The organism is Blastococcus sp. TML/M2B, assembly GCF_016612865.1.
Taxonomy (GTDB): Bacteria; Actinomycetota; Actinomycetes; order Mycobacteriales; family Geodermatophilaceae; genus Blastococcus.
The window spans coordinates 212,688-231,648 of record NZ_JAENZZ010000002.1; the positions used below are offsets into that span (position 1 = coordinate 212,688).

The window sequence follows — 18,961 nt, forward strand, 5'->3', positions numbered from 1 at the left end:
CGTTTCGGAGGTCGGCGGAGGCGGTCGTGTCGCGGCCGCCGCGGGCGTACAACGCTACGGCCGGGCCTTCGGTGGTTGCGTGCCTGCCGTGCCGTGAGTGTCGGAATGAGGAGGGCGAGCGACGTCGTCGGTTCCGCGCCGGAGATCGGAGTCCGGAACGACCGCCGTCTCGAAGGCCTCGGCGAGGTCTTCACCGCTTGTCTGCTCCTGCGGGTGACGGCGCAGCGGGGTCTCCCGCAGGAACAGCAGAACGAGAAAACCGACCAAGGCGAACGGGACGGCGGCGAGGAAGGTGGTCTGCAGCGCATCGGCGAAGCCTGTGATGACCGCGGTGTACACCGGCTCGGGCAGCGCGCCGATCTCTTCAGGGCTGCCGAGCGTCGGAGCCCCTCCCCCGAGCCTGTCGGCCGGGACGCCGGCCTCGGCGAGCCGGGACGGGATGGTGTCGGCGAGGCGATGCGTGAGCAGGGCGCCGAACACGGCCACCCCCAGCGCGCCACCGAGCGAGCGGAAGAACGTGGCACCAGAGGTCGCGACGCCGAGATCTTTCCGCTCCACGGCGTTCTGGGTGGCAAGAACGAGGACCTGCATGACCAGCCCGATCCCGGCACCGGTGACGAACATGTACCCCCCGGCCACGACCAGCGAGGTGTCGGCGGCCAGCCGGCTCATGAGTCCCAGCCCGGCGGCGGCCAGCAGCAGGCCGACGACCGGGAACATCTTGTACCGGCCGGTGGCGGTGATGGCTCGCCCGGACCCGATCGAGGCGCCGAGCAGGCCCACCATCAAGGGGAGCGTGAGCAGCCCGGAGGCGGTCGGCGACTGCCCCTTGACGATCTGCAGATACTGCGGCAGGAAGACGATCGCCCCGAACATGGCGACGCCGACGACGAAGCCCGCCAGACTTGTGATGACGAACGTGTGGTTCGCGAACAGGTGCGGCGGCATGATCGGCTCGCGAGCGCGACGCTCCTGCCACACGGCGAGGGCCAGCAGGACGGCCGCCGCGGCGGCGAGCGCGTAGGTCCACGCGGAGTTCCAGGCGAACTCCTTGCCGCCCAGCGACAGCACCAGCAGCAGAGCGCTGACCGAGCCCACGATGAAGAACGCGCCCAGCCAGTCGATCGAGCGCTTGCTGCGCGGGAACGGCAGTCGCAGCACCCGCTCGGTGACCAGCAGGGCGGCCACGCCGATCGGGATGCCTACCCAGAAGGTCCATCGCCAGGACAGGTGCTCGACGAGGAACCCGCCGAGCAAGGGCCCCGCAACGGTGGCAATGCCGAACACCGATCCGATGTAGCCCTGGTAGCGACCACGCTCCCGCGGACTGACGATGTCGCCGAGGATCGCCTGCGACAACGCCATCAGCCCACCGGCGCCGATGCCCTGGACCGCGCGGAATGCAATCAACTGGGCCATGTCCTGGGCGAAGCCACAGGCGAGAGAGGCGAGCAGGAAGATCCCGATGGCGGACTGGAACATGATCTTCCGCCCGTAGAGGTCGGACAACTTGCCCCAGATCGGCGTGGATGCAGTCGAAGTCAGCAGCGTCGCCGACACCACCCAGGCGAGCTGTTCCTGCCCACCGAGCTCCCCCACGATGGTCGGCAACGCCGTCGCCACGATCGTCTGCGACAGCGCCGCGACGAGCATGCCCAGCATGAGGCCGACCAGCACTGTCACGATCTGCCGGTGCCCCAGCGGCGGCAGACCCTCGCCGCCGGCGGAGTCCGGAGGCGGGTTACGGGGAGCAGGAGAACTCACGCGCGCACGACCTCTTCCGCACGAGTCGTGTCGGCAGGCTGTCCGCCAGGCGCTGCGTCGCTGGCCAGGCCGTCGAGATCCGCGTTCAACCGTTCCAGCAGCGCCGCGAACATGTCCTGTTCGTCGGTCGGCCAGGAGCCGACCAGCTCGCGGACGGCATTCCGGCGGAGCTGGCGTGTCTCCGCGACTGCACTCTGCCCGGCGGACGTCAGTCGCAGCCGGCAGGCCCGTCCGTCGTCCGGATCCGCCTCCCGCGTGGTAAGCCCGGCCTGCTGCAGGGCGGCCACGTGCCGGCTCACCGTCGAGGCGTCGAGGTGCAGGCGGGCCGCCAACGCCCCGTTGCGCATGGGTCCCGCGTCGTTCAGGAGGCCGAGGATCGTGTACGCGCTCCGGTCCAGCAGCTGTACGGGCCCATCGGTATGAAGCCGGACGCGCTGTGCTCGGTGGACGAGGTGGGTCAGCGCCTGTTCAATGCGCTCCAGCGACTCGAGGGCAACCCCACCCTGATCCGGTTGCATGTCCCAACCATACTCGGCTGCTGTACGGCGTCCAGCCGCACAGAGCTGGTCCGCCGCAGCCTCCCCGGCCGCGATCAGGCATCGTCGTCGCCCACCGATCCCGGTGACGCCTGGGCGAGCCAGGACTCCAAGGCAGCAATACCCCGCACCGCCTCACGGTGCACGACCTGATCGTCGACTCCCGATGGAGGCAAGCTGTCGACGAGCTCGGTCGGCCCGAGGCGACGGCCGAGCAGGTGTCCGGCGGCGGCGTAGATGCCGTAGCAGGACAAGGCCGCGGCCCCCAGACATGATGCGGCTGCCGCCGTCCAGGTGAAGACGGACAGGGTCTCCTCCAGCAGACGCCAGAGCGCTGCATCCAGCGCTTGCCAGGCCGAGAACGAGACACCGTCCATGTCGCCGCCGATCAACCGGTGGCGCCGCGGTCCCCGGGGGCCACGGCGCCCGTACGGAAGAAGGGGATCCTAGTCGCCCGAGGGGGTCATACCGACCTTTGTCAGTCCTGACTCCTGGAAGGCGCGGTGGTTCGCCACCCGTCACATCTCACGGCATGGAGTGCGGACACGAGGCGGGCGGACTCAGCGGGTGACCCCGCACGTGGGCTGTTCCGCGGTCCGGCTCACCCGACGGAGAGCATGGCTCCCCGGCGACGGACTGCCTTGCGGTAGCCGGCGAGCATCTGCGCGGTGATCTCGGTGAGCTCTTCGCGGAGCCAGTCCTCGGTGACGTCGGCCGGCGCGGCGAGCAAGGCCCCGGTGAGCGCCTGCAGCGTCGCGCCTCCCCACACCGCGCCCAGATCATCTGCCCCGTCCCCCAGGAGCATCGACTCCACCTTGCCCCGGAGCCGCGTCGTGAGTTCCAGGACGGCAGGTCTGGACATGGCGGCGGCGTCGCGGACGAGGTACCCGGCCAGCCGACGGTGCCGCAGCAGGTAGTCGACGTAGCCGGCCACCTCGATACCCCGGCTCCGGTGCCGGCTCTCCCTCGAGCTGTTGGCCTCGACCAGTCGGATCAACTCGTCCAGTGCCGGCCTGACCAGTGCGAGGAGCAATTCGTCCTTGGTCCGGAAGTGGTAGTACACGGCCGCCTTCGTCACGCCGAGCCGATCCGCGATCTCCTGCAACGAGGTGCCGTCGAACCCCTGGGCGGCGAACAGGTCGAGGGCGGCCTCCAGCACGCGCTGCGCCCCAGGAGTGCGGGGAGCCGATGTCGGGCTACCTGCTGCCGACGTCGCGAGCTGCGGGCTGGTCACCACGTCAGGGTAGCCATCAGCCCGTGTGCCCCACGGCCCACGGCGCTACTAGCCGCATGGCTAGATGAGTGAGTCCGTTTGATCGTCAGCTGTCGTAGGCGATCAGGGAGCGCTTGATCGGGGCTCCGATCTGCCAGTTGTGCCAGATGGCGGTGGCCAGGGCGAGCAGGCGGGCGGCGACGCGGGCGTAGACCCCGGCCAGGGTGCGCCCGCCGTGGTCTTCGAGGCTGAGCTGGCCTTTGAGGGTGTCGAAGACCGCCTCGATCCACTGCCGGCAGCGGGCTAGCTTGCCGTGCCGGGCCGGCTCGTCCTTGCGGTCGGGACGGATGAGGTGGGCGCCGAGTTCGTCATGGACGAAGGCCTCGAACTCCCGTCCGGCGAAGCCCTTGTCTCCGAGGATGACCTGTCCGGCACGGATGAGGTGGTGTTGGTGTTCCAGCAGGGCCTGGGTGACTTCGCGTTCGCCGATCTTGGGGTCGGCCAGGCCCCAGATGATGGGCATGCCCTCCGCGGTGCAGATCAGGTACAGCCGGAACCCCCAGAAGAAGCGGGAGTGGCTGGCGCAGAAGCCGTAGCCGGCATGTCCGGCCAGGTCCGAGCGCTTGACCGTCTCCCGGGAGGCCGCGCACGGCAGCGGGGTGGAGTCCACCAGCCGCAGCAGGTCGTGCCAGGAGTCGGTGTCGCGGGCCAGTTCGGTGATCACCGACGCGATCAGCGGTCCGGCCGCGCGCAGCCGTTTGCCGTATCCGGACTGCCCCGGCAGGTGCGGGAACATGCCGGTCAGATGCGTGCAGGCATACCGGATCCAGCGCCGCTCGCTGGCCACGCCCAGCAGTTGCTGGGCCACGACCAGGCACAGCAACTCGGCATCGGTCAGTGCCGGCTTGCGGCCGCGCCGGTGTGCCCGCGAGCAGCCCAGCCGGGGCAAGACGCGGTCATCGAGTTCTACGTAGAGTGCCGTCAGGAGGGTGTTGAGTTCGTTGCTCACAACCTCGGTCTTGGCACCCTCCGCTCCTCAATCGGTGGACCGACACGCGCCCCGGCCAATCGGACTCACTCATCTAGTAGCCTCTAGCCGATTAGCTAGTCACCGATGCCGGTCCCCCTCACCGCCCCCCCTGACCTCCGGAGCACCACACGTGGCCGTCTTCCTCCACCGTCTCGGACGCTGGGCCTTCCACCGTCGCAAGACAGTCCTCATGGCCTGGGTGCTCGCCCTGGTCGCGCTCGGCAGCCTGGCCGGCGCTGTCGGAAAGGATGCCGACGCTCAGCTCTCCATCCCCGGCGTCGAGTCGGTCACCGCGTTGGAGACGCTGCAGGAGCGCTTCCCCGACGGCGCGGCGGGTGGCGCCACCGCCCGCATCGTCTTCCGCGCTCCCGAAGGTCGGACGGTGAGCGATCCGGAGATCGGCGCCGCCATCCAGGAGACGCTCGCCGCCGCGGCGGAGGCGAAGCAGGTGACCGAGGTCAGCGACCCCTTCCAGGACCGCGGCGTCTCGGCGGACCAGACCACCGCCTACGCCACGGTCGTCTACGAGGTGCAGCCCAACAACATCACCGACGAGGCGCGAGCCGACCTTCTCGACGTGGGAGAGGGCGCCCGGGGCGCCGGGCTCCAGGTGGAGTTCGGCGGCGAGGCCACCCAGGCCGCACCCGAGCAGGGCATCGCCGAGGCGGCCGGGGTCGTCGTCGCCCTCGTCGTCCTCGCGATCACCTTCGGCACGCTGCTCGCCGCGGGCCTGCCGCTCCTGACCGCCCTGATCGGCGTGGCCACCGGCATGGCCGCGGTCCAAGCCCTCTCGGCCGTCGTCGACTTGGACAGCGCCACACCGACCCTCGGTCTGATGATCGGGCTTGCGGTCGGGATCGACTACGCGCTCTTCATCATCATCCGGCACAAGGAGCTGCTGGCGACGGGCACGCCGGCCCGCGAGGCGGCGGGGCGAGCGGTCGGCACCGCCGGCAGTGCGGTCGTCTTCGCCGGGCTGACCGTCATGATCGCCCTGGCCGGGCTGGCCGTCATCGGCATCCCGTTCCTGACCACGATGGGTCTCGTGGCGGCCGGCATGGCCGGCGTGGCGGTCCTGGTCGCGCTGACCCTGGTGCCGGCCATGCTGGGCTTCGCCGGCGATCGGTTCAGCCGCTGGCCGGTGCCTGGTCTGCGGCGCCGTCAGGCAGCACTGGCCACGACGGAGTCCTGGGGCACGCGGTGGGCGCGCTTCGTCACCCGCCGACCGGTACCCGTCGTCCTCGCTGCCGTCATCGGCCTCGGGGTCATCGCCTTGCCGGCCCTGGACCTGCGGTTGGGGCTGCCCACCGACGGGGACCTGTCGGAGGAGGCCACTCAGCGGCAGGCCTACGACCTGCTGGCCGAGGGCTTCGGGCCCGGCTTCAACGGTCCGCTCACCGTGGTCGTGGACGCTACGGACGCCGAGGCGCCGGACACTGCCTTCGTCGCCACTGCTGAGGCGATCGCCGCGCTCGACGGCGTGGCGACCACGGCACCGCCGCGGCCGAACCCGGCCGGCGATACGGCAACCATCACTGTCATCCCGAGCGAGGGGCCGTCCGCGGCCGCGACCGAGGATCTGGTCGGCGACATCCGCGACCTCCGTCCCGGCCTGAGGGAGCAGACCGGCTCCGAGCTCGCCGTCACGGGCAACACCGCGCTCGGCATCGACATCTCCGAGAAGCTGGCCGATGCACTCCCGCTGTTCCTCGCGGTGGTCGTCGGCCTGGCGATGCTGCTGCTGATGGTGGCATTCCGCTCCATCCTGGTGCCGCTCAAGGCAACGCTCGGCTTCCTCCTGAGCGTTGCGGCCACCTTCGGTGCCCTCGTCGCCGTGTTCCAGTGGGGCTGGCTGGCCGAACTGCTCGGCGTCGCCTCGACAGGGCCGATCGTGAGCTTCCTGCCCATCCTGCTCATCGGACTGCTGTTCGGCCTGGCGATGGACTACGAGGTGTTCCTGGTCAGCCGGATGAGGGAGGAGCACGTGCACGGCGCCGAGCCGCGTGAGGCCGTCATCGGCGGCTTCCGTCACGGCGCGCGGGTCGTGACGGCCGCAGCCTTGATCATGGCGTCGGTGTTCGCGGGATTCGTCCTCGGCCCGGACGCCACCATCAAGAGCATCGGGTTCGCCCTCGCCTTCGGCGTCCTCGTCGACGCCTTCGTCGTCCGGATGGCGCTCGTCCCTGCGGTCATGACACTGCTGGGTCGCAGCGCCTGGTATCTGCCCCGTTGGCTGGACCGCGGGCTGCCGAACGTGGACATCGAAGGCTCGACCCTGGAACGCCACACCCCGGCGCCTGACCGCGAGCTCGCCGACGCCCGTCGCTGAGCTCACTGAGCGACAGCTGGGAGGGCCGCTTCCGGAGATGGAGGAGCAGCCCTCCCAGCGTCGCCATACCGCGTTTCGCTCCACCAGCCGGTCCAGCAGGGGCCACGAGTCGGGGAAGGAGTTCCGGGAGGCCACCGACGCCTCACGCTCATCCCGTTGGCCGAACTGCCGTCGGTTCGGCGTACGGACCGGCCCGGTGAGCGTCGCCCGTGATCGTTGCCGCCCCGGTACGCCGTCCATTCGGCAATGAGGGACGCAGAAGGGACATGGGACCTTCGCAAGATCGGTGCGGCGTCAGCACCCACACCTTCGCTCGGAGGTCTCCCCATTGGTCCAGCCCCCGACGCCGTCAACAACCCTCATGGGCACTACAACCAGTCCCCGACCTCGCCGACGGGGACCCGGTAGAGGGTGGACGGAGGCGGAGTCCGACGATCGGCCAGGGGCACCGGACACCTCGCCCCGGCAGCACTGCTCCGGGTGGTGCGCCGCTGAGAGCGGCGGCCGATCTCAGCGGGCCGCTGCGGTCCAGGACGTGAGAAGGGTGCGTAGGGCTGCGACCAACGGCAACGGCTGGTCGAGCATCGGGTGATGTCCCGCGTCGGGCAGCTCGATCACCGGAACCCCCACGGGTAGCAACTGTTCCATCCGCACCGCCATCGCCGGCGGGACCAACCCGAACTCGGACCGGAGGAGTGCGGCCCGGCAGCGTAGGGCGGGCAGCAGTTCCCGCATCAACGCGCGCTGGCCGAACATCGCGGGGTCGAACTTCCAGGTCCAGCCACCCTCCACCTGCCGGAGTGATTGCTCCGCGATGTGCCGGGCGATGAAGGGGAGCATCACGTCCTGGCGCGGCAGCGTGGTGAAGCGGGCCACCGCCTCCTCCAGGGTCGGGTAGACCCGCCGCGGCCGCATCCGGTGGCGGATTCCCTTCTCCTCCGGGGGCTGGTCGTTCAAGGGCGAGTCGATGATGACGACGCCGGCGAGTCGCTCGCCGTGCTGGACACCTGTGGTTGCCGCCGCCCAGCCGCCCATGCTGTGGCCGACCACCACAGGTGGCCGGGTGATCCCACCGGCGGCCGCCGCAGCCATCACCTCGGTCGCCCACAGAGTCATGTCGTAGTGCTCACGGTGACCACTGTCGCCGTGCCCGCTCAGATCGAGCGCCACCACCCGCTGTTCGCCGGCGAAGAAGGGAGCTACGTGATCCCACCACCCGGAGTGAGCGGCGCCGCCATGCACCAGCACCAGGCCCGGGAGCGCCGGGTCCCCCCAGCAGCGGAGGTGGATCGCGCAGCCGTCCACGTCCACGTCCACGTGGTCCGGGCGCGAGGCCAGCGCCGCCGAGAACCAGCGGGGGGTGGTTGCCGTCTCCGGCGATGGATCGTGGTGCTCCAATGGATCCTCCTCCGATGCGCCACGGCAGGCTATCCCCGCTAAACCGGTCATCCGGCGGCGGGTGCCTCGCTGCGACGACCAGCCGAACTCCGTCAAGCGGAGGCCGCGAACCGGTGAGTAGCGACGCCCACCTCTCGTCACCGACCGTGCCGCAGGACGAGCTAGCGACGGATGCGGCCTGTCACGGTGGACGTCACGACAGCAAGGACCTGAGCTGCGGCGATGTAGTCGGCCCCGGCAATCGGGGCCGACGGAGCGCATTCCCCGGGGGCAGCCGGTCGGTGATGTCGTGGATCGTTCCGCCGGTGTCCAGGTTGGCGGTGCGGCGCACGTGGATCCGGTTCCCGGCCGGGGTACGTCGTCCATCAGCCAGCCGGCCTCGGCGCCGACGGCGCGGGTTGTGTCGTCCAGCGGGATGCAGGACTCGCCACCGGTGGCCCTTTCCCGGCGGCGGCGCGACCCATTGACCCTCACCTGGCCGTCGGCCTGCCCCAGCTGGTCCGCACGTTCCGGCCGCCCTGTGAGTGCCCTACTTGCATCGGCGACGGCCCGCTGGCCGGGGGGTCATGCGGGCGGGACCGCACGGTCGAGCTCGGTGCGCCGTCCGTAAGGGCGCCCCACTACTGACGCGCCCGGGCAGTAGCCGATGTCCCGTACTCAAGGCTGACCTCCGGTACTTCTCCGGGGGGATCCTCCGGTAGCAGAAGACGGATCCGAGGCGCCGGCCTGTCGGATGACGGCGGGCGGGCGGTGCTGCCGTGCACTGGAACGAGAGAACTTCTGGAGCCTCGTTCGCGATCGTTGGACGGCAGGCAGCAGGCAGCAGGCAGCAACCGCTCCAGCACGGTTCGGGCCGTGGCAGCGGAGCGGGACAGTTCCGGAGGATAGCGACATGGGCGATGCGCAACTGCTCCGCGACGTGCTGGGCGCCGGTCCCTTGCTGCTGACGCCGGAGGAGGCGGTGTGCCTGCTCGGGGCCGGCTGTAAGACGACCATCCGTCGGGCCTCCGGCACGGACGGGTGCGGTCCTAAGGCGCTCCCGATCCAGCCCGACGTCATCGCTCGTAGGGAGGGACCGCGGTGAACCTTGAGGACCTCAGGGCCAGCGGCTCCGCCGTTGTGACGATCGCGCAGGCGGCCTCGGTATTCGGTGTCGACGTCCGCACGGTTACCCGGGCCATCGAGAACGGCGAGCTGCCGGTGGTCCGGTTGGGTCGACGACTACTGATCCCACGCCTACCCCTGCTGGCCGTCCTCGGCGTGGCAGTCGACGACGCTGTCGGAGGCCCGAACGACACCACTGCTGGTAGTCGTTAGCCGCGCACTCCACAACGACCCAGCTGATCGCAACGAGGACGCCTAGCGGCCCCGTACCGACAAGTCGCCGCCCAGCTGACAGCGCATCGTCTGCGTGGGATGGCGTACTCGTTGACCTGAGCTGGCCGACCGATCGGAAGTCGGGTCCGCGAAGGATCGCCTCGTGATACTCCGCGTGATACTGCTGCCCGTGGATTTAGGGGTATCTGGATGCGAACCTGGGTCGTCTGGGCGTCTCTGACGCAAGGCAAAAGCCCAGTTCAGAGCATCGTGACGTACCTAGATGCTGAACCGAGGACAGGAGTTCAAGTCCCCCCTCGGACACTCAGAAGTGGGCTGATGCCCACCTCCCAGACCTGAACCAGGTCCCTCTCGATCCACACACGGCCACCGTCCCGGGCGGCCCAGGCACGGCAACCATCCCGCCGAAGCCGGCCGATCGCCGTCCCAATGCCCCGGCCGATCACGTCTCCGACGCCGCAGTGGTCCAACGGCTGTTGGCCGCGACTGCCCAACCCGGATCGCCCGGGACGGGTCGGTCCATGCCGAACCCCGCTCCCCCCCCCCCCCCGGCCGCCCGCCGGCGAGCAGCCGAATCCCCCTCACCCCCCCCCCCGCCCACTCCCTCCCCCGCCCCGGGGCTGGCGGCGGCACGACCCCGTCGCCGGCCACCGGACGGCAGGCCTCCCCCGCCCTGACCGGTGTGCCGTCCTCGTGGACGGGCCTCGGCGCGCTGCTCCGGAGTGCCGGTGAGCGGGCACCCGCCGATGCGCTCACCCTGGTCGCCGTCGCCGTCGCCGTCGGCGCCGGTAGCGCCGACGGCCGTCCCCACGTGGACCTGTCCGGCATCTGGGCTCAGTCGGTCGACATGGCCGCCGCCAGCAGCGCCACGCTCATGCGCACCCTGGACGCCAAGGGCCGGCTGCAGCTGCCGGTCGACGTCGACGCCGCCACCAGGCTCCCCGCCGAGCGCGACGGCGCGCTGGTCACCGTGTACCTGCCCGGAAGCCCGGACCAGCCGCGTCCGAACTACGCCACCAACGCCCTTCCCCTGGATGCCCGTGGCCGGCTCACCGTCACCGCCGGCGTGCGCCGAGAGGCCGGCATCGCCGACGGCGCCGACGTCCTCGCCGTCCTCGATCGCGACCGGCGCACCGTCACCCTGACCGCGGCCAGCCGCGTCGACGCCGGCGTCACCGGCCTGCTCGACGGTCTCCGGCGCCCCGCCGCGGCCGCCTCCGGTGACATCGCCCGCCCCGAAGACGCCGCCGTCATCCCGCAGGCCAGCAAGGCGGATGCCGGCCTCGCCACCGGCTCCGGCGGGCGACTGCGCATCGTCGGCTGACCGGCACCTTCCCCGGTGCCCGCGGCACGACCGGTGCCGCCGCAACGCAGGAGAGACCTCCGATGACCACCATCCCCGCCCCGCACGACGGCGCCCTGCCCGACCCCGAGGAGACCGACAGCCGCGCCACCCGCCGCGAGGCCGACCGGGCCGCCAAGCCGGCCAAGAAGGCCAACAAGAGCAGGAGCGTCGACGCGGCCACGACCACCCGGGAGGCGATGCGCGCCAGCCTCATCGGGCAGGGCTTCGACCCCGACGTCGTCGAGGTCATGCTTCCGCCGGCGGACGTGTCGAAGAAGGCCTACACGGTCCGGCTGGCCGTCGCCGACGCCGTGAGGGCCATGCGTCAGGACCTGCCGCGCAGCGAGAAGACGTGGGCGCCCTACCTGCAGCTGCTCGTCGACGGGCTGCCGGGCATGTGCCCCTGCCCGTGCCCGGCGTGCGCGGTTGGCCCCTGCCCGTGCCCGGGCGGCGTCGACGGCCACGCTGACGTCTGCGCCATGCCCGACGACGAGATGCACACCGACTGCGCCGTCCGCTACGTCGGCGTGCCGGACATGCCGGTCAAGAAGGTCGCCCGCAGCACCCTGTCCGACGCCGCGTGGTGGGCCCAGCGGCGCGGCCTCAAGCGCACCGTCGCGCGCAACGTCAAGCGCGAGCAGGCCGGCCGGCCGCTGCTGCACAGCGACGGCCGCGGCGCCCGTGAGCAGTTCCTGCAGGCCAGCCGCTGGATGTTCGGCTGGCTCGGCGACGACGACAAGGTGAAGGCCAACCCGGCCGCGAAGCTCAAGCTGCCGCCGCGGCAGGAGGCCGGTTCCCGGTCGCTGACCGAGGAAGAGTTCCTCGAGGTCTACGGGGTCGCCGTCAGCACCGGGCAGGACCCCACGCTGGACGGGCTCATCCTCCGTCACCTGCTCATCCAGGCCGTGCGGCGTGGTGCGCTGCTGGACACGACCTGCGGCGGACTGGACGTCGAGGGCTGCCGCATCCGCTACTGGGACCAGAAGAAGCAGACGTGACGCTACCGGCCCACCACGCCCACGCACCTGGCCGACCTGCTCACCCACGCCCTGGCCCGCGGGCCGCGGGTGGCCGCCTCGCCGGATGCGACGCCCGAGGAGCGCCGGCACGGCGTCCCGGCGCTCACCGACACCTCGCCGGTCTTCTACGGCCGACCGGTCGACACCTTTGACGCCGACGGCAACTTCGTCTACCGCCACGTCCGGCCCATCACCCGCAAGCGCATCGAGAGCCTGTTCGCCCGCGTCCGCCGCAACCTGCCGTGGACCGAGCGCATCGAGCTCCGCTGCCACGACGTCAGGCACACCAGCGGGCGCATCGTGTTCAAGGCCGCCGACCAGCAGGCCGCCAAGCTGCACCTGGCCCACGACGGCGGCAGCACCACCGACCACTACCTCAAGGAGCGCCTCGATGAGCTCGCCAAGCTCAAGCAGCAGTTGTTCGAGCGTCCCGTGCAGGGCGAGCAGTAGCGACAACGTGCACTACGGGCCTACCGGTGCCCCGGTGGGCCCGTTGGCGCGGTAGGTCGTTATGCGCCCCGGTGACGTCGGCTAGGCCCGTGCGGTCAGCCGGCGGTTCATGCTGACCGGGCCGGTGTTCAGCGCGATAAGCAGATCGGCGGGCATGGCAGGAGGCGCCTCGCGTGGAATCCGGCGAGAGTGTCGGCGTCCGACCTGCGGTGCTCCGCCGAGCGACACTTCGCGGACGTTCGCCGAACGACACTCCCCACTCAACGAGTCCGACCAGTGACACTCCCGTTCCGCCGAACGACACTTCGGGGTCTTCGCAGATCTGCAACGCCCCAGGCCAGGGTGGGAATCTACGAGCGGGTTCGGGAGCGTGCACCCTTGGCGCGCAGAATCAGCACCCTTCTGGTCGCAGCCCTAAAGTCGGGCGCTGTGGGTGCGACCGGAGGGGTTCTCAGGGGCGGTCGCCTGCACCGGGACACGCCGAGGGCCGGCACCCCGCGGGAGTGCCGGCCCTTCGGTCGCAGCGGAGCGCAGCAGTGAACTACAGGACCTTGCGGGCTGCCTCGACGTATCGCTGGTTGATGAGCACCCGCCAGTCGTCCTTCGTGCCTTCGATGAGCTCGTAGTCGACGACAGGCGGCATCTTGGCCAGCTCTCGCCGCTTGATACCGCCGACGACGCCGCCGAGTGAGGGGCCGGTGATGCCGAGGTCCTCCAGGGCCTTGCCGTAGTCGGCTCGCTCCTGCTCCTGGGTGAGCAGGTAGCGCACGAGGTCCCTGCCGGCGTCGGTGAGGGCGAGAACGGCCTCCTCGTCGCGGTTCGGGGTTCCTTGCATCGTCCGCTGGGCGATCGCCCGCAGTCGCTCAGCGGTCGCTTCCAGCTCGTTGGCGAGGTTGAGCAGCTCGTGCGGGGTGGTGGGGTCGGTGACCATGGTGGGCCCTCTCGTTGGTGGCGCCGGCACCTCGCCGGCGAAACCATTGAACCGTAGGTTCATCACTTTACGCAACACATTGAACCAATGATTGATCGGTATTGCCTCGATGTCCCGCCGCGCGGACGAGCGCCGGCCGCCGGCCCATCACCGAACTGCGCGCATTGGACATCGTGGCCTGGTGGGCCGGCGCCCCGACGGCCCAGTGAGGGTCGGGCACGTACTTGTCGAACAGCGTGAGCAGCGGGTAGTCGGCCGGCCCGTTGCGCAGCACCGACACGGTCCGCTGGCGGAGCAGGGCGTGCCGCATCCGTTGCGGCACCTGCACCGGGCCGCTGCGCAAGTCGAGGCGACTGCCGTCCCGGCCGAGCATGCCGGCGTGCACGTCGGTGAACCGCTGGTCGGCGGGAAGCAGCTGAGCCAACGCGTCCGAGGCCGGCGTGTAGGGGTCGCGGCCGGCGTCCCGCAGCTCCCACACCTCGTCGGCGTCAGTGGAGGGGTGGGCCTCGAGCTCCCGCAGCGTGCCCAGCTCCACCTTCGCCGCTTTTCTGCGCAAAGCGGTCCTCACCGCGGCCGGAGGCACGACCGTGATCGGGGTCGTCAAGGCGAGCCTGGACACACGGTACTTCCGGGAGAACATCACCGACGTCGGCGCGGTGGTCTGGAGCGTGCCCGGCCGCGTCAGGTTCACGGGGCCCCATGCGACGGGGGCGACCCGACGTGGGGTGTGGCCGTCATCGAGTGGCCCGCCGGCCTGAACCCGCCCAGCTCGACGGTCGAGCAGCCCGGCCGACCCGCCATCCTGCAGACCTGGGAGCCGTGCTGAACGGCGCCCGTCCTGCTGCACACCTGTTCGCCGAGCGTTGACGCCAGCCCGACAGCGGCCAGCGTCGATGTGAAACGCCGTCCGTGGGCGTCCCGAGCCGCAGATGGAGCGGTTGTCGGCCCCTGTCGTCGCGCGCCACCATGACGGTCATGAGCTCGGACCCCGGCTTCCGGCGCCGGACCGGTGCGCCGTGGATCGACCTGCTGTGGTGGGACTGAGGCCCTGTGTCCAGGCGTCAGATCGGTTCGGCGGACCAGGTCGCGTGCAGTGTGCCGGCCGCGATGGCGGCGTCGGCGTCCTCGCCGCGCTCGAGCGCGGCGGTCCGGCACTTGCGCGAGCCCGGAGCGCCGTCGACACGAGGATGGCACCAGTGGCCGTCGACCCGGCAGATGCGCGCCCCGCACCGGCAGTCGGCCCAGCCCGTGACCGCGGTCAGCGCGATGAGCACCTCGGGTTCCTCGACCATCGCCTGCCAGCGGGCCACCTCGGCGGCATCAGCGGTGCGCGACAGGGCGCGCATCGGCTCCCGATCGTGGCGGACCGCCGACGACGAACTCCAGCAGAGGGCGACGAACGCCCGCTCATCTGGGCGCAAGCGGGTCTCCGACACCTGGCCGCCTTCGACCCGGCGCTTGACCCAGCCTTCGCGGGACAGGTGGACGCTGGCGGTCGACCCGGCGCCGCGACGGGCAACGAAGATCAGATGGTTGCCGAAGAGGTCGGGCCAGCATGCGCTGTAGCCATCGGCCCCGGGCCAGTCGTCCAGGGGCAGGGCCGCCGCCACTGGCAAGGAGGTCAGCATCCGCACCGACCCACGCCGCAGCACATCCGACAGCCACTTCTCCATGGCGGGCAGGCTACCCGCGCCATCACATTCTGTAAGCGCCAGTGACGGTGCGTTCGACGCACTACTCGCGAGGATGGCGGCGATCAGCGTCGCGGCTCCTTCAGCGGGTCTACTCGTCGTCGGGCGTCTTCTCGTACCACCGGATCCGGTCGACGTTTCGCGCTCCAGCCATCTGCGGAGCGCTGAGTCCACCACGGGTAAGTCGTGCATTGGTGAGGTCGGCCTCGGTGAGATTCGCGCCGGTGAGATCCGCGCCGGTGAGGTCCGCGTCGGTGAGATCCGCGCGGAGAAGGTTGGCGTTGGCCAGCCTTGCGCGGGGCAGCTGGGTACCGACCAGCTTGGCGTCGTGGAGGTCAGCGCCGGTCAGGTCTGCCTCGCAGAGATCGGCGTTGTGCAGCCTGGTGAGGACGAGGTGAGCACCGACCAGCTTGGCGTCGTAGAGGAAGGCACCGCGCAGATCCGCCGCGGAGAGGGTGGCGCCGGTCAGGTCGGCGCCGGCGAACTGAGCATCGGAGAGGTTCGAACGGGCGAACATGGCGTCAGTCAGCGTCGCTCGCTGGAAGTTCCTGCCTCTGAGGTCCGAGTCGGGGAGCACAGCACCGGGTAGCTTCGCGCCGACGAGCCGGGCGCCGGTCAGGATCGTGTTGTGGAGAGTCGCGCCGGTCAGGTTCGCCCCGTCGAGCCGGGCGCCGGTCAGGTCCGCCCCGAGGAGCTGGGCGCCGGTCAGGTCCGCCCCGAGGAGCTGGGCGCCGTTCAGGTCCGCCCCGAAGAGCCAGGCGCCGGTCAGGTCTGCCCCGTCGAGATGCGCTTCGGTCAGTTCCGCGCCGTCGAGCTGGGCGCCGGTCATGTCCGCACCGTAGAGCTGGGCACCGGCCAGGTACGCACCGTCGAGCCTGGCTCTGCGGAGCATGGTGACCGGTAGCTCGATGGGGTTCTCGCCAGCCACGCGACGGCGTCGGCCCAGCACGGTGACCACGGCCTGGACGTCCTCGGCCGGGTGCTCCGGGACAGCTGGCGTGTGGCGGCGGCGATGCCCGGCGACGCGCCGCTCCCTCACAGGCGGCGCCTCCCCCGGTGCGCGCGGTGCGTGGTGGCGGACGTAAGCGGTGAGTGCCTCCATGATCGTGGGCTGGTCGGTTGGGCTGTCGTGCATCAGCCTTTCGAGGGCGTAGATGCCGCCGAGGCGGACCTCGAGCTTGTCGCTGCCCAGCTGCTCGACGGCCTTCGAGTAGCGGTCGGTGATCTGACCTTCCCGGCTGAGTCGGTAGGTCCGGGCGGTGTAGGCCAGGCCGCCCGCAGCACCGAGCGCAACCAGCATGGCCACCAGGCCGGTCCGGGTGTCGGCAATCGCCTGATGCCGCTCGGCAGGCTCGTTGAGATGCGGGTGGCGGGTGAGCACCGCCGGCAGCACCCAGATAACGGCCACGACCGCGACCATCACGACCAGCCCGAGATAGGTCAGCAGGAGCGGGCGCCGTTGCTGCAGCCGCTGGCGGATCTTCTCCCGCCGCCGGGGCGCCTCCGCGTGGCCGGGCTGCCGCGTCCGTCGCGGCAGCGGGAAGAGCAGCGTCGCCACCGCAATCAGCACGGCGGTGACCCCAACGGCGACGACGATTGCGGTGCTCACCGGGGCGGGCTACCCCTCCTCGGCGTCCTCGCCGCCGAGGACGGGGTCCTCGTCGCCGCTGAGGGTGGCCGGCGCCAGGTGCAGGACCATCTGTCGCGCGCCCTGGGCGGTGAGTCGGTGAGCTTCGCCTGCTTACGCAGCGATCGGCCCGCCGTGTACTGCTCCAGGACGAACGCCTCGACCTGAGAACGAACCACTCGGTCCGGACGGGCGTGGGCAGTGCCGCGGAACTCAGGCAGCGCCCGAGGTCCTGGACGCGGCGGGTTCGGCACCGCAGCAGGCTAGCCGCGCCGACTCCGCGACGCGCCCCTCCGGAAGGTGAACCGCAGCGCTCAGGGTCCTGTGCAGGCGAATGCGGAGCGAGCCCGATCGAGAAGCGTGCACGCGGCGAAGTTCATCGGGGCCACGAGAAGGCCGGCGGAGTCGATGGAGAGTTGGGGTTGCAACGAAACCACCGGGTGAATGCGCTGCGGTTCCAGGCGCGCATGGTGCTCACGGGACCGCGAGAGTGAGACGCGCCCGTCCTCGCGGGCGTCGGAGTGTGCCTCTACGGCCTGCACCGCGTCCTGCGCGTACTGGTCTGGGCCTACCTCGTCCGTCGGGCGAGGGAAGCCGATCTGCCGGCCATCGCCCGCGCGTTCGCTCCTCACCCGGGCGCTCCGGGGGCAGCACCCCTCCGCGCTGATCGCGGCCGGGGAGTCCGAGCAGGTCGTCTCCGACCTGGCCGCCTCGATCGGGACGATCGCCGGCGCGTTCGCGCCCCGCCCGGTCACGTACCGCGCCGCCGATCTGCGCAGCAACGAGTTCCGCGGCCTCACCGGCGGCGACGTGTACGAGCCCGTCGAGGACAACCCGATGATCGGCTACCGCGGCTGCTACCGGTACGTCCACGACCCGTCGTTCTTCCGCCTCGAGCTGGCCGCGCTCGCCCGGGTGCGGGAGGAGTTCCCGGCCGTCGGCCTGATGATCCCCTTCGTGCGCACGAAGTGGGAGCTGGAGGCGTGCCTCCAGCTCGTCGACGACTCCCCGCTCGGTCGGCAGCGGGGCCTGCGGCCTGGGTGATGGCGGAGGTCCCGTCGGTGGCGCACTGGCTGCCCGAGTACGTCGGACTGGGCGTCGACGGCGTCTCCATCGGGAGCAACGACCTCACCCAGCTCGTCCTCGGGGTGGACCGGGACTCCGGCGACCTCGCCGAGCTCTTCGACGAGGCCGACCCCGCCGTGCTCGCCGTCATCGACGCGGTCATAGCCGCAGCCCGGCGGACGGGGATCCCGTCGAGCCTCTGCGGGCAGGCACCGTCCCGACGTCCCGAGTTCGTCGAGCACCTCGTGCGCGCGGGCATCACCTCCGTCTCGGTCGAGCCGGCCGCCGTACCCGCCACGCGGCGGGCGCTGGCCACCGCCGAGCGGCGTCTACTCCTGGAGGCCGCGCACCGCGCCGCCCCCTCGTCGGCGGTGTCCCGGTGACCGGCCGGCTGTCGCAGCTCGACGAACGGATGGCTGCGCTGGAGACGGCCGCCGGCCGGGCGACGCTCACCTCGGCCTTCTGCGACGTACCTCCCTGCGCCCCTGTCCTGCACCCGGACCGGCTGGAGGTGCGCGTCGATCGGACGCCCGGGGCATCCGGCACGTGGTCTCCCCCGCGCCGAGACGTCCAGGGTGTCGGAGCCCTGGTGCTCGGCGTCCGGGTCGCGCTGGCCGGGCAGGGCTGGGCCGTGGAGGTCGACCGCCTGCCCCGCCCGGACGACCCCGAGCTGGTCGCCGTCCTGCGTCCCGTGGCACGAGCTCTCGAAGCGGGGCTCGCTCCGCTCGCCGCCGTGGCCGCCGGAGGGCCGCTCGGCCGTCGCACCACCCGGGCACGGGTGCCCTCGCCCACCCTGCTGTCGCACCTGGGCCGCGTGGCGGCGCTCGAAGGCGCAGTGCTCGTACCGATCACGTCCGACGACGGCCGCCGCGCGGTGGAGGAGTTCGACCGGGAGGCCGGCTCCGTGCTCGGGCACGCCTCGGGCGCGGCCACCGGCGCGGGAGAGCGCGCGGACCGGGACGTCTTCCTGCTCCTCGCCACCGAGGCCGACGACGAGCTCGCCGCGTTGCGGTCGGGAGAGGCGCTGGAACGCGTCCTGCTCGAGCTGGCGCACCGAGGCTGGACCGCCAGCGTGGTCCCCTCCGCCCTCGCCGTCCCCCTCGTCCGGGCCGAGGCGCGGTCGGCGCTGTGCTGGGACGACCACCCCCAGGCCCTGATCAGGATCGGGTGACCCGGTGCGCGGTCGCCCCGACCTGCCTCTCGGCGGTGCTCCAGGTCGGGCGGG

18 protein-coding genes are annotated in these 18,961 nt (G+C 71.3%); 8 read left to right on the forward strand and 10 right to left on the reverse strand.

Annotated features, from left to right (window positions below):
* Nucleotides 1-54 precede the first annotated feature (54 nt).
* From JKP75_RS09655 to JKP75_RS09675, 5 genes are all read right to left on the reverse strand, one after another.
* On the reverse strand, nt 55-1,683 hold the full coding sequence (locus JKP75_RS09655) for an MDR family MFS transporter (RefSeq protein ID WP_200491629.1): 1,629 nt from the start codon (nt 1,681-1,683) through the stop codon (nt 55-57).
* Nucleotides 1,684-1,760: 77 nt separating this feature from the next.
* Nucleotides 1,761-2,282: a MarR family winged helix-turn-helix transcriptional regulator gene (locus JKP75_RS09660; protein WP_051515993.1), complete on the reverse strand. Its 522-nt coding sequence runs from the start codon at nt 2,280-2,282 to the stop codon at nt 1,761-1,763.
* Nucleotides 2,283-2,356: 74 nt separating this feature from the next.
* Nucleotides 2,357-2,692 carry a hypothetical protein gene (locus JKP75_RS09665; protein ID WP_040339453.1) on the reverse strand — a complete coding sequence of 112 codons (336 nt, stop codon included), beginning with the start codon at nt 2,690-2,692 and terminating at the stop codon, nt 2,357-2,359.
* A gap of 209 nt (nt 2,693-2,901) precedes the next feature.
* The gene (locus JKP75_RS09670) at nt 2,902-3,534 is read right to left on the reverse strand and encodes a TetR/AcrR family transcriptional regulator (RefSeq protein ID WP_166518255.1); all 633 of its coding nucleotides are present in this window, start codon (nt 3,532-3,534) and stop codon (nt 2,902-2,904) included.
* Nucleotides 3,535-3,619: 85 nt separating this feature from the next.
* The gene (locus JKP75_RS09675) at nt 3,620-4,522 is read right to left on the reverse strand and encodes an IS982 family transposase (protein ID WP_200491628.1); all 903 of its coding nucleotides are present in this window, start codon (nt 4,520-4,522) and stop codon (nt 3,620-3,622) included.
* Between the two features lie 211 nt (nt 4,523-4,733).
* Between JKP75_RS09675 and JKP75_RS09680 the strand changes: the two genes are divergently transcribed.
* A complete protein-coding gene (locus JKP75_RS09680; protein ID WP_207147026.1) occupies nt 4,734-6,872 on the forward strand; it encodes an MMPL family transporter in 2,139 nt (712 codons plus the stop codon).
* A 510-nt stretch (nt 6,873-7,382) separates the two neighbouring features.
* Here the strand turns inward: JKP75_RS09680 and JKP75_RS09685 are convergent.
* Nucleotides 7,383-8,270: an alpha/beta fold hydrolase gene (locus tag JKP75_RS09685; RefSeq protein ID WP_040339455.1), complete on the reverse strand. Its 888-nt coding sequence runs from the start codon at nt 8,268-8,270 to the stop codon at nt 7,383-7,385.
* 1,080 nt (nt 8,271-9,350) lie between these two features.
* Between JKP75_RS09685 and JKP75_RS21090 the strand changes: the two genes are divergently transcribed.
* The 4 genes from JKP75_RS21090 (at nt 9,351) to JKP75_RS09705 (ending at nt 12,422) form a co-directional block, all read left to right on the forward strand.
* Nucleotides 9,351-9,587, forward strand: a complete 237-nt coding sequence (locus JKP75_RS21090) for a helix-turn-helix domain-containing protein (protein WP_051515995.1) — start codon at nt 9,351-9,353, stop codon at nt 9,585-9,587.
* A gap of 703 nt (nt 9,588-10,290) precedes the next feature.
* Nucleotides 10,291-10,932 carry a hypothetical protein gene (locus JKP75_RS09695; RefSeq protein ID WP_200491626.1) on the forward strand — a complete coding sequence of 214 codons (642 nt, stop codon included), beginning with the start codon at nt 10,291-10,293 and terminating at the stop codon, nt 10,930-10,932.
* 62 nt (nt 10,933-10,994) lie between these two features.
* On the forward strand, nt 10,995-11,951 hold the full coding sequence (locus JKP75_RS09700; RefSeq protein WP_200491625.1) for a hypothetical protein: 957 nt from the start codon (nt 10,995-10,997) through the stop codon (nt 11,949-11,951).
* A 69-nt stretch (nt 11,952-12,020) separates the two neighbouring features.
* Nucleotides 12,021-12,422: a hypothetical protein gene (locus JKP75_RS09705; protein ID WP_200493012.1), complete on the forward strand. Its 402-nt coding sequence runs from the start codon at nt 12,021-12,023 to the stop codon at nt 12,420-12,422.
* Nucleotides 12,423-12,963: 541 nt separating this feature from the next.
* Here the strand turns inward: JKP75_RS09705 and JKP75_RS09710 are convergent.
* From JKP75_RS09710 to JKP75_RS23840, 4 genes are all read right to left on the reverse strand, one after another.
* Nucleotides 12,964-13,353 carry a hypothetical protein gene (locus JKP75_RS09710; RefSeq protein WP_200491623.1) on the reverse strand — a complete coding sequence of 130 codons (390 nt, stop codon included), beginning with the start codon at nt 13,351-13,353 and terminating at the stop codon, nt 12,964-12,966.
* A 67-nt stretch (nt 13,354-13,420) separates the two neighbouring features.
* Nucleotides 13,421-13,921: a hypothetical protein gene (locus tag JKP75_RS09715; RefSeq protein WP_200491622.1), complete on the reverse strand. Its 501-nt coding sequence runs from the start codon at nt 13,919-13,921 to the stop codon at nt 13,421-13,423.
* Between the two features lie 493 nt (nt 13,922-14,414).
* Complete coding sequence (locus JKP75_RS09720) at nt 14,415-15,026, reverse strand: hypothetical protein (RefSeq protein WP_200491621.1); 612 nt, start codon at nt 15,024-15,026, stop codon at nt 14,415-14,417.
* 109 nt (nt 15,027-15,135) lie between these two features.
* Nucleotides 15,136-16,653 carry a pentapeptide repeat-containing protein gene (locus JKP75_RS23840; RefSeq protein WP_200491620.1) on the reverse strand — a complete coding sequence of 506 codons (1,518 nt, stop codon included), beginning with the start codon at nt 16,651-16,653 and terminating at the stop codon, nt 15,136-15,138.
* A gap of 462 nt (nt 16,654-17,115) precedes the next feature.
* Here JKP75_RS23840 and JKP75_RS22675 point away from each other — a divergent pair, with 462 nt between their 5' ends.
* Genes JKP75_RS22675 through JKP75_RS09740 form a run of 3 tightly spaced genes read left to right on the forward strand, consistent with a single transcriptional unit; the run spans nt 17,116 to nt 18,907 of the window.
* Nucleotides 17,116-17,715, forward strand: a complete 600-nt coding sequence (locus JKP75_RS22675) for a putative PEP-binding protein (protein ID WP_200491619.1) — start codon at nt 17,116-17,118, stop codon at nt 17,713-17,715.
* On the forward strand, nt 17,715-18,119 hold the full coding sequence (locus JKP75_RS22680) for a putative PEP-binding protein (protein WP_200493013.1): 405 nt from the start codon (nt 17,715-17,717) through the stop codon (nt 18,117-18,119). The genes JKP75_RS22675 and JKP75_RS22680 overlap by 1 nt, the downstream gene beginning before the upstream one ends.
* Complete coding sequence (locus JKP75_RS09740; RefSeq protein WP_200491617.1) at nt 18,116-18,907, forward strand: hypothetical protein; 792 nt, start codon at nt 18,116-18,118, stop codon at nt 18,905-18,907. Before JKP75_RS22680 ends, JKP75_RS09740 begins: the two co-directional genes overlap by 4 nt.
* Nucleotides 18,908-18,961: the final 54 nt, after the last annotated feature.

Excerpts from the sequence above, each read along its gene's own strand:
- JKP75_RS09660 (WP_051515993.1), bottom strand. The coding sequence starts at position 2,282 with ATGCAACCGGATCAGGGTGGGGTTGCCCTCGAGTCGCTGGAGCGCATT.
- JKP75_RS09680 (WP_207147026.1), top strand. The coding sequence starts at position 4,734 with ATGGCCTGGGTGCTCGCCCTGGTCGCGCTCGGCAGCCTGGCCGGCGCT.
- JKP75_RS09700 (WP_200491625.1), top strand. The coding sequence starts at position 10,995 with ATGACCACCATCCCCGCCCCGCACGACGGCGCCCTGCCCGACCCCGAG.
- JKP75_RS09710 (WP_200491623.1), bottom strand. The coding sequence starts at position 13,353 with ATGGTCACCGACCCCACCACCCCGCACGAGCTGCTCAACCTCGCCAAC.
- JKP75_RS09720 (WP_200491621.1), bottom strand. The coding sequence starts at position 15,026 with ATGGAGAAGTGGCTGTCGGATGTGCTGCGGCGTGGGTCGGTGCGGATG.
- JKP75_RS22675 (WP_200491619.1), top strand. The coding sequence starts at position 17,116 with ATGCGCTGCGGTTCCAGGCGCGCATGGTGCTCACGGGACCGCGAGAGT.
- JKP75_RS22680 (WP_200493013.1), top strand. The coding sequence starts at position 17,715 with ATGGCGGAGGTCCCGTCGGTGGCGCACTGGCTGCCCGAGTACGTCGGA.